Source organism: Paenibacillus sp. FSL W8-0186 (genome assembly GCF_037969765.1).
In the GTDB taxonomy this organism is placed as follows: domain Bacteria; phylum Bacillota; class Bacilli; order Paenibacillales; family Paenibacillaceae; genus Fontibacillus; species Fontibacillus woosongensis.
This window is the reverse complement of the sequence record NZ_CP150207.1, coordinates 2,260,883-2,274,506: the sequence shown is the minus strand read 5'-3', so window position 1 is coordinate 2,274,506 and position 13,624 is coordinate 2,260,883. Positions and strand designations below refer to the sequence as shown.

The following is a 13,624-nucleotide window of genomic DNA, read 5'->3' as shown; positions in this document are numbered from 1 at the left end:
AATAAGGTATACTGTCTATGTAACTAATGGAGTATTCATATACCTTGTCTTCGTTACAAATTGATTGATATTTATAACCGGCAGCCAATATAATGGGTTGGATTCTAAAATTCCTTGTAACCCTAATATGATCCCTGCACTTCCAGAGTATAAATCATCAGATAAGCGATAACAGAAGTTTCCTGGAAATAAGCAATGGTTTTCTTTGAAAATAAGGAACAAATTTAATCGATCAATGGCTTGCTTTTTGTGTGTTTCAATACTTCCATAAGTATCTTCCAGCAGAGGTGGTATGAGTAAAAAACCGCCCGCCCCATCAAATAATCCCCCAGTGAAAGTACATCTTATATGATTCAGATTAACTATTAATTTTAATTCGTCCTGATAATGCATCTGCCCGCTTACATGATTCAGATACCAAATCGCTACTCCAATTCCTATAGATCCACCTGCTAGATAAGGAATCAACAATTTTCGATCATTCATCGTTTGCAGAACCTGCAAATCTTCGTCAATATGGGTATTTTTTAAATCAAGCTCTACTAACTCTTGTGCTGCCACATAAAAAGTTGTATTCCTCGTAATCGCATACATCGCTGTAAAAAATAACGATACACCTGACCATCCATCGATAAGCCCAGCAGGATCAGCAGCCCAGTCAGAAACGGTTAAACTTCTATTACCCCCTAAAAAATGGATAATATGACTTGCAATCGATTCAGCTTGCTTTAAATATTGATCATTGTTTTCTTCAAAATATAAACTGATTAAAGCAAGTCCAATACCGGCCAAGCCTGACCTTAATGAAATATCATCATTATTGCCAGTTAAATTTCTAAATAATTCTAAAGCTTTGTCTTTATAACCTAATTCATACAGTGTTGCAGCAATACCTGCTTTGCCAGTAAACAATCCTTGTCCCTGCGATTCTAATTGTTCAGAATGAATGTTATGAATGAATTGTTGTTCAATCCAATGAATCACTTGTTTATCCACATTTCCTGTTCTAAACAAAGCTAGCGCTGCACCAGTCCCCCCAGTAAGTACATTCGTTGCTCCACCAGCGATTTCAAATTGTCTAATATCACCATGAATCAAACCTTGATCTGGCACTAGATTTGCCAACATACCCGCTCTTAGACCTTCTATCAACGAACCTATTTCATCTGGCAACCTTTTTTGAGTATAGTCTATGGGGTCATATTGTTTCTCTTTTGTTACTGATAAATGGGTGTCACATCTGTTTTCGATTTCTCGTAGAAATAAGAAGAATTCACTCCCAAATTCCTGTTTAATCCACTCATTGTGATAAGAGGTTATATGATCTTCAATATTGCTTATCGGACCAATAGGCAACACACAATATCTTAGTATTTTTTTAACTGCATACCAGTCTCGTTCCTTGCGGTTTCTATTTTGATGATCTGAAAATCCCATCGTATGAATTGCCGCCTTCTCTTCACGATCCTTGTGATCAGCAGACTCAAAATCAATAAGTGTCACTTCCAAATCTTTCGTGATCATAATATTGGCTGGCTGTAAATCACCCATGCCAACATTTTGACCATGCATCTCGGTAACAATATCTATTAAACGGAGGGTTATTTGTTTCACTTCATTTAGATATATTTCTTTATCTTTATGGCGATGAAAGGGGTATTTCGCAGCTATCCACGTCTTCATATCAATCCCTTCCACATATTCTTCTACTAGAAATAAATGCTTCCACGATTTAAAATAATCAACTACCTTTACTACACCTCTCACATCGGCTAGCTTCGATAATGCTTCGTATTCCTTTTGCAGCCTGTCGATTGCATCTTTATTTTGTCCGTCTAGCCCTACCTTTGGCCTTGCTTCCTTAATAACTACCTTTCGTTTATCCTCATTTCTTTCAGCGATATAAATCCCGCCGCCATTTGTAAATCGCAGCGCATTTTGGAATTTATATTGTTTAAACTTAGGATTATTTTCATCAGCATCAGAAAAGTGGTTGTTCAACTCTAAAAATTGATCAAAATCTTTAACAAATTCAGGCGCCTGATAATAAGGGGTACGATTATCCGGAATTAGTTGTCCTGTGGGATCCTTGATGCAAAATTCGCCTTTTTCGTTGGAAATTTTTACAAATCCCCCATATCTATAGTATATATTGCTATTCTTCCAGCATTTATCACTTAGAATATAAGGCCCATTTTCTTGATCTTTAACCTTGTCATATAAAATATGAAGTAATTGATAAAACTCTTCATCGGTTGGAGGATATATCGTTATGAATTTTCCGGAGCTTATTCTATTCCCATTTTTGGAGTTAATACTATGTAAGTAGGTTTTATTAAGAAGATGCTTAAAGGTAATTTTACGTTCGATTAAAACTTGGCTTATGTCCGCTAGAATTTGCTGTGCATTTTCCATCGTTGCACTAACATGAATCTTCCAGCCCTGATCCTTAATTTTCTTATTGGCAAAACTATAAATTTTCCAAGGAGAATTTTCCTCTGTTCTAATCAAACAATCTTCAGACAAATGGTTTATCGTGAATTCAGCTGTTTTGTTGCCAGCCTGCAGCTTCTCAAAATATTTAGAATCATTATTTACGTACTTAAAATAAAGATGGTTTTTATCCATCATGGCTGCTCCTCCCTCATTGTAATTGTGCGCTAAATTGCAATTCACAGAATTGCTGATACAATTTATGAGTTCTTTGTAATTCATAGTGGGTTCCTTGGCCTGTTACCTTGCCATCTTCCACAAAAATAATATATTCGGAGTCCATAATCGTAGATAATCTATGAGCTATTACAATCGCGGTTCTACCCTCAATAATTTTCTTCATCGCAGATTGCACTTTTTCCTCAGACTGGCTGTCCAAATTTGATGTTGCCTCATCTAATAAAATGATTTTTGGATCTTTAAGAAACATTCTTGCGATAGCAATTCTTTGTCTTTGTCCGCCGGATAAATGGAGTCCTCGCTCGCCAATATGCGTGTCCAATCCATTAGGCAGCTGACTTATGAATTCCCATGCATACGCCATTTCGCAAGCTTCAATAATTTTCGCCTCATCTTGCGGTTCTAATCCAAAGATTAGATTCTCCCTTATCGTCCCGGTAATTAGACTGTGCTCCTGAGATACATAACCGATTTGAGAACGCCAGGAATGCAATGAGTAATTTTCTATACTTTCACCATCTATATAAATACTTCCGCTGGTTGGTTTGTAAAATCGCTCTAATAAGGAAACAAATGTCGTTTTTCCGCTACCGCTTGGGCCAACTAACGCATAAGTATTCCCGCTCCTAATATTCAAAGTAATGTCCTCTAAAGAAAATGATAAATTTTCCTGAGTGTTATACTTAAAGCTTAAATTGCTAATTTCAATGTCTTTGCAGCTTAGATCTAGATCCTTGCCTTTATTTATATTCTCTTCTTCCTCGGATAGCAGCTGTAAAATCCGTTCTGTTGCCCCCTTGGTTTTCTGCAGCTGAGAGAAGAAAAAACCAAAGTTAGAAATAGGATTGATAATATAAAAAATCAAGGTTAGAAATGCGATAAAAGTTCCTACCGTTAAATGGCCATTCGCTAATTGGACACCGCCATAGCCAATAATGATCATAATAATAATTAACATGATCATATTCAGGAATGGATTTACCGTAGCTGACCATTTGGCTTGCTTCAAACCTAGTTGCATTAAATCGTTAATATTTTTTAATCCTTTATTTATTTGATAGTTTTCAGCAGTAAAAGACTTAATCAACTTATTTTCGGAAATCATTTCGATCGCACTAACATTCAATTTCCCTGTTGACTTTTGCGCTTTTTTAGAAAGATCGGATAACGCTCGGCCTAAAGGAATAAAAAATAACAGGAATATTGGAATCGCAGCTACAATAACTAGGGATAATTCCCAGCTATAATAAAACAGCCAAAATCCACAAAATAATATGGTTAATACAGCATTGATAAATGTAGAAAATGAATGAGTGACCAAGTTGTATATCACGGTAGTGTCACTAACTAATCTACTAGCTATATCGCCGGATTGGTTTCTATCAAAAAAAGCTGTTGGTAATTTCACAATTTTCGTCCAAGTCATTCCTCTTAGATTAGCTACAACCGTTAAGCCAACCTTGCTCAATAAATAACTTGATAGAACACCTGTAATTGTCACACAAACAAAAATGGCTATTAAACCAATTAAAATACCGCGATTCAAGCTGCCAGAGAGGGAATAGGAATCAATGATAATTTTCAAGACATTAGGGATAAATGTGGAAAGTATGGCGCTAGCAGAGCTTATGATACAAGCCACAATAAAGAGTCCTACATGAGGTTTCGATTTATGGATTAGCTCGAAAAAATTTCCCCACGAATATTGACTTTTTGCTTCTTTAGCCATCTTTTCACCTTTTCTATTGTTTATTGGATGCAATAAACCTACTATTAATTGCAATGATCAATTGAATACAATTTAGCAATCAGAAAGAAAAGATAGAGGTATTGGGAGCTGTGAGTATTTTGTAATAAATAGTTCTTATGGTCTTATCACTGTCTTTATAGAGGAAGGTTAGAAAAATTAGGTTTTGAATAAAAACATGATGCATTTATGGGGTAAATTATGAGGTGAATAATCTATCATAACATATGATGGAAATACTATAATTTATTTGTTACTAATTTTAACATACACAATTGCTCAATTCAAGATTATAATTCTATTAATAGTAATTAATTACAATCAATACATCACTAATTCAACGAATAACATTAATATTTAATATCTATGATTCGTGAACAAAAGAATGCTCACTCACGTATGTACCTATCATGAAAGGTCTTGTTTTCAAGGAGGTAAAACATGGATTGCATATCGCCAAAAGAAGCAGCGTTAAAGGTGAAACGGTGGCCTAAAGATGCCATAGCGGCGGGTCGTCGTCATAGCGTTGGGCTTAAATCGGACGGTACAGTGACGGCTGTGGGTGATAATAAATGCGGCCAATGTGATGTAAGCGGCTGGTACGATATGGTGGCAATTGCGGCGGGTAATGTTCATATAGCGACGAATACGGGTAATGCTCATACCATCGGGCTTAAATCAGACGGTACGGTGGCAGCTGTGGGTTGGAATAAGCATGATCAATGCAATGTAAACGATTGGCGCGATATTGTCGCTGTTGCAGCAGGTTGGCGGCATACGATTGGGCTTAAATCGAATGGTACGCCGGTGGCTGCGGGTCTAAATCATGAAGGTGAATGCAATGTAACCAGCTGGCAGAATATTGTTGCGGTCGCGGCGGGTGACTGGCATACCATCGGTCTTAAATTGGACGGTACAGTGACGGCTGTAGGTAATAATCGACACGGCCAATGCAATGTAAGCGGCTGGCGCGACATTATAGCGATTTCGGCGGGTTACCTTCACACCGCCGGACTTAAATCAGACGGCACAGTGACGGCTGTAGGTAGTAATCGGCACGGCCAATGTGATGTAAGCGACTGGTGCGGTATTGTGGCAATTGCGGTGGGTAGTAGTCATACCATCGGCCTTAAATCGGACGGTACGGTGGTGGCTGTCGGTTGGAATGAGTATGGTCAATGTAATGTAAGTGATTGGCGTGATATGGTGGCGATTGCGGCAGGGGCTGCCCATACTGTCGGCCTTAAATCGGACGGTACGGTGGCGGCTGTGGGTGATAATAAATACGGCCAATGTGATATAAGCGGCTGGCACGGCATCCAACTGCGCGGCAATTGACATTCGATAGTAACAACTCCACTTTCCAAGTGAAATATGAGCCGGATCGCTGCTGCGACAAGGGTAACCAACCTAGCGTTATGCGAAGTCAAAAAACACCGGCCATTCTTGATAGAATGGCCGATGTTTAAATTCGGGTTCTATGTTACTTAGAGCTCGGCATGCCTCTAACGATTTGAGTCAATGCTTCACGGACTGGCGTAGCTGGCCGACCGAGCAATTTCTCAAAATCATTGCTTTCGACCTCTAGCCCGCCTTCTCGAATGCCTTGTTGAATGCCTATGAGAAACGGAACAAGGAAATCCGGAACACCTGCACCTTTCATGATGTCAGCGTAGGCTTCGTCGTCAACCTGTTGTACAGGTATGTCTTTACCTAACACTTCACCAAGAGCGGAGGCAAATTGCTCCTGCGTCATGAGCTTGCCTGAAAGTTCGTAGACGGTATTTTCGTGACCATCTTCAGCTAGTACAGCAGCAGCCGCCTCCGCATATTCCTGCTGAAGGGCCCAGCCGACTTTGCCGGATCCGGCAGATGTGACCCAAGGTGCTCCAGCCAGGACGCCTTGAATGCTTGAAATTTCATTTTCCAAGTACCAGTTGTTACGCAAGAAGGAGTATGGAATTCTTGTTCTCAAAATCGCCTCTTCTGTTGCCTTATGCGGTGGTGACAGAAACATTTTGCTTTCTTTCGCGTTAACTAGGCTAGTGTATGCAATAAATTTAACACCAGCGCGTTCAGCTGCTGCAACCGCATTTGTATGCTGCCGAATGCGTGTTTCATTGTCCCCGTCCGCAGAAATGATTAATAAGCGATCGATTCCTGTCAAGGCAGTATCCAGTGTTTTCGGGTGGTCAAAATCGCCTTGGCGAACTTCCACACCGCGAGCCCGGAATCCTTCTGCTTTCTCCGGATTGCGGACACTTACAGCCAATTGATCCGCAGGCACTGATTTCAATAAGGTTTCAACAATTTTTGTCCCTAATTTTCCTGTCACACCTGTAACCAATATCTTCATAATTCGTGTCCCCTCAGGCTAAATAATATCAAGTTTTTATCTCAATACTTTTAATGCACCGCTCCAAGCTACTACTTGATCCAGCATGGCATTCACGTTATCAAGATGCAAATCCTGTGGTTTGAAAACAGAGAAGTTTTCGAAATCTGTAAACAATGACAATGTCGGATGTACGCGAACATCTGCAATCAATAATTCGCCCATGATTCCCCGCAGATGTTCAGCTGCACGAGCACCGCCAGTTGACCCGTAGCTTACGATTCCTGCCGCCTTGTTGTTCCATGCTTCGCGTGCGAAATCAATAGCATTTTTCAATGCGCCTGTGATGCTGTGATTGTACTCTTGAACGATGAATACGAATCCGTCTAGGTTCGCAAGCTTTTCATTCCAAGCTGCAATTCCTGGCTCCGTACCATCGGTTGTGCCCAAAAACGGCAATTTGAAATCAGCAATATCTACGATTTCGTAATTCGCATCCCCGCGTTTGTCAGCGATCCCTTTCACCCATTCTCCAACTTGCGGGCTAACGCGTCCGTCACGCGTGCTTCCTAAAATAATTCCGATGTTTAGTTTTGACATTGTTTTTTCCTCCTTATTTGTACTTCCGAATATTTTGCCCAAAAAACCCATTTTTCCACCGCCAAAATAAATGTTTTTATGAATTGGCCAGTTTCGATGTCAAGCTCTCCTGACGGATCCGCCTCCCTTCGAACATGTGATGAACATAAATCAGTTCATTTGCCTATCATAGCTTCAAACGAATAAATTTAATTAACCGGATAATAGTTAATTACTTTATGTAAGTTATTATATTTATTTTATCTATTTACGTCAAGTATGCATTTATAACTACTTGCTTCATAGATTCGTCTTCGAACTAACATGTAATCTGATTCGGATTTTTCGATTAATTCAACTTTGTCTAGAGTTAGTGTATGTTGCATGAAGGAAATACCTCCTGTTTTAAACATATACAAATTGGATCAATTAGATTCACATATCTGTTTCCAATAGGCCCATGCTTCTTTGTATTCAGGCAAATCATTTGGGTGGTGCTTGATGCTTAACCCTACCCGACAATATAGTTGTATTAACGTTTCCTCTATCAACCTTGATTTTTCTATTCGTCCTTGCTCAAGAAAATTATAGGCCGTAAATAACGTATCCATGTTCATATCATCCGGGGAAGAACAAAATGCATACAGAAAATCATATACTATAGGTCCAACCATAGGCGATGGATCAATTACGCCGATTAGAGTTGAATCATGATATACAAAGTTGTGTACCCCAGTATCCCCATGCAAATAGAATTTCTCTCCTTGCTCCAAGTCATTAGCATATAATTTATCTGCTGTGGATCTAACCAGACTGTAGTCATCGATCGATAATTCATTTCCAATATTGATTTTAGCTTCTTCAATGCTAATTTCATTAAATTCCTTCCAAGTTTGCCGCGGGTAGCCTATTCTTCCCCACATGTCTTCACCCTGATAGCTAGCATATTTATTGAGTAAATTTTGAGTGATTATTCTTAGCCAGTCCTTCTTTTTCCCTCGATTCACATGGGTTGTGCCCTCTATAAAGTTATAGACAATGTATGTGCTGTCTTGCGAAGCAAATAGATTTTTGGGCAATAATACAGAGTCTTTATAAGTATCTAAAAATTGGGCTGCCAACTGAATTTGAAACGGATCATCGTATTTCAGAATATACTTTTCCCCTCTTATGGAGTCTAGTCTTAGAACAAGACCTGAAGTCGTGCCCGACAATCTCACAAATTCAATAATCTCATCATAGATATGATGCAATCGAAATAGTTTGTTAATGTCCTGTATGGTGGGCTCTAGTATCATTAATTCTTCTCCTTATGCTATTGCAGTAATAACCTTACATACTGCTAATATTAAGCCGATTTCCATTCATGTCGTAACAGTAGTTCAGTATTAGTATAAAAGCTTCACGCTTACAATTATAAGTTTTTACGATCTCATTTAAATTCATAATATAGTCCTCCAGTATTTACATACACCATTAGTAATTCCCTCAAGTTCCCCTCGGTTCGATTCAATTACCCTTCTAGAGCGATGGTTAGTCTCATCACAAGTAATCAATACCTTTTCGATTTTTTTATCCCGTGCTGCTTTTAGCAGTTCCTTCAGCATTAATTTTCCGTATCCTTTTCCTCTTTCGCTCGATCTAACCATGTAGCCTATATGTCCTCCATATTGAAGCAGCTCTTCATTAAGACGATGCCTGAGCTTGCCAAATGCAACTGGATATTCATCGATATAAAGCCAGAATATCGTTTGCGGAACACGGCCTTCCTCTATACCAATCCCGTTGGCTTCCTCAACATAATGCAATAAACTCTTAGAAAATGTCTGGTAGTTATCTAACGGAAAAGAGTTTGTAAAGCCATTTTCTGCAAGACCGATTTCTTTGAGCATGTTGTAGACATCATAAGAGTCATTAACAGTAAGCTCTTTTAGTTCAACCTTTATTGGGATCACCTCCCTAATGTCTCAATCATTTCTAAAAAATCTTCCTTGTGATTTATAATCCATTCATAAAACAAATGCAGACCTTTCTGCCCTTCATTTAATTGCTGATACATTTCTGTTTTGTGGTGAGATCCTTTCCACGAACAGCTAGCAGCATAGGCTGGATACATAACCAGCTTAATTGCGTATTCTGAAAATCTTGTTTAGTTAACTTTACTTTCATTCATTGATTTCTCCATTCTCATGTTTTTGAACTGTATCAGAATTATATTAAGTCTTTCTTGAGATAGTAATGTCTACTCCCCCGTGGAGCATCCTCGATAACAGCCATTTCTTTATACCCATACTTCTTATAGAATTCAGGCGCTTGAAAACTAAAGGTATTTAATTTAATAAATGCACACTCCTTAGCTCTTGCAATTTGTTCTGCTTCTTCCAGCAATCTTTGTCCGAATCCTTGCCCTCGATAAAACTCGTCTACCCACAAGATATCTATCTCCATCCAATTCCAACAAATTGCACTATTGAGTCCAGCTATAATTTCGCCATTATCATTCCGCGAACATAAGATAATTTCTTCGTAGATACCGTTTGGTACATGCCTGGAATTAAACTCAATCAGTTTATTTCTAACATAGTTTGCTTCTTCACATGTCCCTTTTAGGATCATCTTTGGGGTTTTAGACATAAAATCCTCCTCCGCAGCAGTCAGCCTGAATTAATAAAACGCCCCAGCCTAGATAGCTCTGATCTTAGGCTAGGACGTTTATTATGCGTGAGCTTATTCCATGATTATACATCTCACAATCGAGAGGCGATAGCGTTATTTTGCGTTTTGATCAATCATATGATAATTATCCGGTGAGGCCCTCCCTTAATATGATTGGCTCTACAGCTTGGCCTAATTATCTCCACGTGCAACGAACTAATCATTATATACGACTTCCGTCCCGGCGATGAAATCATGGATCGCTCTTTTATCTTCTCTTAACCCAACCATGAGTGCACTGATTAAAACACCGATCCCTGCGGTCAGACCATAAACAATACCCGCAATTAAGTTACGCAATAACATCGTTCCAATTCCCGGCGGGGAATGATCACTTATTTTTCTAATTTTGATCCCGCAAATACGCTTCCCACAAGTATACCCACCCCAAAATACTGGCAGTAATAGTGAATACAGAAAGGACAGTAAATTTGTCACGTATTCTTTATTTAATTCACTGCCACTAATGAATAATGTGATTATTGCTAATGAAATACTGACAATGATCGCATCTAATAGTAATGCTCCAAATCTAGCCCAAAAGCCCGCAGCCATACTTCGCCTCCCACCTTCCCCTTGAAGTCACTTCATACATTAGGAAATTCTTTTAAATATGGTTCCTTCATCTTTCTGATTCCCAACTAGATCTTTCTCAGTAATGATTAATGAGGAGAAACCTCCAGCATCATTCGATATGAACTCCAATGACATGCTTATATGATCCAAATAAAATGTATGAACGTCCCTCGGTTTTAATTGCTGATTGCCAAAAATAATTAACTGTTCATTTTGCAACTCAATATGGATGCTGACCCCTAACTCAACATTTTGGAAGCTCCCCACATATTGCATTAATTCTTGCGGACTGAGAATTGGATCAGGCATATAAGTCAGGTTTAAAAATTCCAATATGTTATTGTAATAGCGAGGCCATTCCCACTCCGTATTATCAATCGCTAACCTATTCAGCTTGCATTTTGCATAAGCATCACGAGCTAAAACAGCATATTCATACAAAAATTCCAGGTGCAAATTCTCATCTAATTGGCCGCGATTCACGTAATAAGGCATATGTTTGTATTTCTCATAAGTATGCTTAAGCCAATTTTCCCCGCCCCGTACTGCCATCATTCTATGAATTCCAACAGTAGGATCCTCTTGATAGAGATAAATTAAAGTGCAATTTATTTCTGCCAATCGCAAGTATATTTCTTCTATAAAACGGATGATATCATCTCTATCTGCATCCAAATGAAGTTGTTCAATCATTGGATTCTGGAACAAAACCGACTCCATGACAATGACGGAATGATCCTCAGGTAGAGCTGCCAGAAAGCGGTCCAAGTTGGCAAGATAAATTTCTCTCCATTCTATAGGATCAGTAACTTCGCGATCTAGAAAGATCGGATGCTGAAAAGCAGATTCATGAAAAAGCTTTGTTTCTATTCCATTCCTTTCAGCTTGTAAAGATATAAATCTTGCCGTTGTTGACTTGCCTGATCCGGGTATACCTTCGACAATGACTAGGTGCAATATAGTTCCCCCTTCTTGTTAATTATTCTTTGGTACTTAAAAAATAATGATAAAAATCCTGGTCTTTCATATATCCGTTTCTTTCATATAGTCGCTGAGCTTGTAAGTTATTAACCGCTGTCGACAGTTCTATTCCTTTTGCTTTTATTTGTACGGCGTATCTTCTTGCTTCTTCTAACAGTAGTTGTCCTAATCCCTGCTTCCTATATTCTCTGAGCACAAATAAGTCGTTTAATATTAGAGATCTTTCCAATGAAATAGACGAAAAAACAGGATATAATTGTGCAAATCCACTTATCATATCTTTGCTTATATCTTTTACTACAAAAATGATAGATTCCCGATGTTCAAAACGTTCAAATAAAAATTGATGTGCGCACTCCAAATTGGACTGCTGTCCGTAAAATATGCGATATTCATTAAACAGATTTGATAATTCATCTAAATCTTTAATCGTTGCCTGATAGACATCGTACTTTGAACTCATAGTTCCCATCCTCACTTACTTTTTATCATTATTAAATAATTTCACACCAGAAATAATGCATAAGAGAAACAATAATAATAATCTTAGCCAATCCATTAAAAGCCAAAAGTCGCCGCCATTCACAATACTAGGACTCAACCCATACTCATCTACAAAAATGCCCATATTCCAAAATAGCTTTAATGAAATAATTAGCGAAAGAAAACTCAAGGAAAATACTGCAATGGATAGTACTTTTCTTTTCATTAAAATGATCTCCTTACTATGAGCCATAATTTTTCAGTTACGCTCCAACTGCCAACACTTTGAATTGATAGTTTTAGCAACACTGGAATTATTTTCACTATATTCTTACTTTACCAGACGATCTGATGTTTTTCTATGTAAAAGAAATTAGGGGAAGCCCAAAAATCCCGGCAGGAAAAACCCACCGGGATTTTGTTGAGAGACGGTCATTTACAGCTTCCCATATTTAATTGATTTCCAAATAATCGAGGAAAGCATCCCATGTTCCGTTATCGGCTGTAACTACAAGCTCAACCTCTTGATTTCCGGTTCCATGGCTGACATTATTCAGAGTATACACCGCAGGACTGCTTCCACCGTAGTAGAAGGTTCCCTTCGTTTGTCCGCCGATTTTCAAATCAACTCTAGCCATATTGGAATTGTTCGAGGCACCGCGAAGTGAGAAATTATTCGTGCCAGTCGTGAAATTATGGTTAAATTTCACGGAATCACCGTTGGCGTATAGAGCCACTCCGTTGAACGGCGAGTTGATATTCCCGGTGTACTGTCCGCTTTTGGTCATACTCTCGGCCTCGATCTTCGAACCTGTACCTGGCTGAGGCGTTGTTCCCCCGCCGCCAATGGTCAATGTGTGGCTGTACACATTAGCGCTTCCACTACTTTGATAGCCCTCTACGGTAAGAGCAACTTCATACATCTTACCCATGGTCATGCCTAATCTTTCCCAAGCTTTAAAGTGTTCGCTTACCGAGATGGTCCCGCTTGTGCGCTTAGACGTCCGCACACTCCAATACTGCTTGAAAGTAGCCGTGCCTTTAATGGATGGCTGGTTTACTCGAGTCGTCTCATATATGTCATAAGTTCCCCCGTCAACAGTAACAGTGCCCTTTGGCGAAGCTCCAGGCGGACGCCAGCTGCCCCAGCTATCAACGATATAATATTCTACGAGCGGATCAACCGTCCAGCCATAGACCGTTAAATATGAGTTGCCGTTTGGCTGATAAGTTGCCCCATAGGTTATCGAGATATTTCCAATCTGCTGATGCGTTTGCGTTTCATTAAACCTCTTGCCTTTTCGGAATAAAATATTATTGATGTTGCTCCACTCCGCACTGAACGTGCCTCCATTGCCGAGCACCATCGTTCCGTTTCCGCTATCCTTCCAGTATTCATAGTCGTAACCGCCATGGGTGCCCATCGAATTGCTGGTAACTGTTTGCGCACTTACTGCTCCGGGTAATGTTAACGTGAAGCAGAGCAACAAAGCGGCAATCAACTTCATTTTTCTTTGTTTCATCGTAATTCCTCC

Annotated in this window: 13 protein-coding genes; 1 reads left to right on the top strand and 12 read right to left on the bottom strand. The window is 39.2% G+C overall.

The features are described from left to right. Positions 1–15 precede the first annotated feature (15 nt). On the bottom strand, positions 16–2,631 hold the full coding sequence (gene lanKC / locus MKX50_RS10160; protein ID WP_339159510.1) for a class III lanthionine synthetase LanKC: 2,616 nt from the start codon (positions 2,629–2,631) through the stop codon (positions 16–18). Between the two features lie 13 nt (positions 2,632–2,644). Then, positions 2,645–4,402: an ABC transporter ATP-binding protein gene (locus MKX50_RS10155; protein WP_339159507.1), complete on the bottom strand. Its 1,758-nt coding sequence runs from the start codon at positions 4,400–4,402 to the stop codon at positions 2,645–2,647. Positions 4,403–4,861: 459 nt separating this feature from the next. Here MKX50_RS10155 and MKX50_RS10150 point away from each other — a divergent pair, with 459 nt between their 5' ends. Further along, positions 4,862–5,758, top strand: coding sequence for a chromosome condensation regulator (locus MKX50_RS10150; protein WP_339159506.1), 897 nt, complete (start codon positions 4,862–4,864; stop codon positions 5,756–5,758). A gap of 145 nt (positions 5,759–5,903) precedes the next feature. Here MKX50_RS10150 and MKX50_RS10145 read toward each other — a convergent pair whose 3' ends face one another. From MKX50_RS10145 to MKX50_RS10100, 10 genes are all read right to left on the bottom strand, one after another. Next, a complete protein-coding gene (locus MKX50_RS10145; protein WP_339159504.1) occupies positions 5,904–6,776 on the bottom strand; it encodes an SDR family oxidoreductase in 873 nt (290 codons plus the stop codon). Between the two features lie 36 nt (positions 6,777–6,812). Beyond that, on the bottom strand, positions 6,813–7,406 hold the full coding sequence (locus tag MKX50_RS10140; RefSeq protein ID WP_155609036.1) for an NADPH-dependent FMN reductase: 594 nt from the start codon (positions 7,404–7,406) through the stop codon (positions 6,813–6,815). 353 nt (positions 7,407–7,759) lie between these two features. Next, positions 7,760–8,632 (bottom strand): hypothetical protein, encoded by an 873-nt coding sequence (locus tag MKX50_RS10135; protein ID WP_339159502.1) that lies wholly within the window; start codon positions 8,630–8,632, stop codon positions 7,760–7,762. Between the two features lie 144 nt (positions 8,633–8,776). Further along, positions 8,777–9,289 carry a GNAT family N-acetyltransferase gene (locus MKX50_RS10130; protein WP_339159500.1) on the bottom strand — a complete coding sequence of 171 codons (513 nt, stop codon included), beginning with the start codon at positions 9,287–9,289 and terminating at the stop codon, positions 8,777–8,779. Between the two features lie 256 nt (positions 9,290–9,545). Next, positions 9,546–9,968, bottom strand: coding sequence for a GNAT family N-acetyltransferase (locus MKX50_RS10125; protein ID WP_213588752.1), 423 nt, complete (start codon positions 9,966–9,968; stop codon positions 9,546–9,548). Between the two features lie 237 nt (positions 9,969–10,205). After that, positions 10,206–10,604, bottom strand: coding sequence for an RDD family protein (locus MKX50_RS10120; protein WP_213588753.1), 399 nt, complete (start codon positions 10,602–10,604; stop codon positions 10,206–10,208). Between the two features lie 39 nt (positions 10,605–10,643). Next, the gene (locus tag MKX50_RS10115) at positions 10,644–11,582 is read right to left on the bottom strand and encodes a hypothetical protein (protein WP_339159496.1); all 939 of its coding nucleotides are present in this window, start codon (positions 11,580–11,582) and stop codon (positions 10,644–10,646) included. A 22-nt stretch (positions 11,583–11,604) separates the two neighbouring features. Beyond that, a complete protein-coding gene (locus tag MKX50_RS10110; RefSeq protein WP_339159495.1) occupies positions 11,605–12,069 on the bottom strand; it encodes a GNAT family N-acetyltransferase in 465 nt (154 codons plus the stop codon). Positions 12,070–12,084: 15 nt separating this feature from the next. Continuing rightward, on the bottom strand, positions 12,085–12,315 hold the full coding sequence (locus MKX50_RS10105; RefSeq protein ID WP_339159494.1) for a hypothetical protein: 231 nt from the start codon (positions 12,313–12,315) through the stop codon (positions 12,085–12,087). 226 nt (positions 12,316–12,541) lie between these two features. Beyond that, a complete protein-coding gene (locus MKX50_RS10100; RefSeq protein ID WP_213588756.1) occupies positions 12,542–13,612 on the bottom strand; it encodes a glycoside hydrolase family 11 protein in 1,071 nt (356 codons plus the stop codon). Positions 13,613–13,624: the final 12 nt, after the last annotated feature.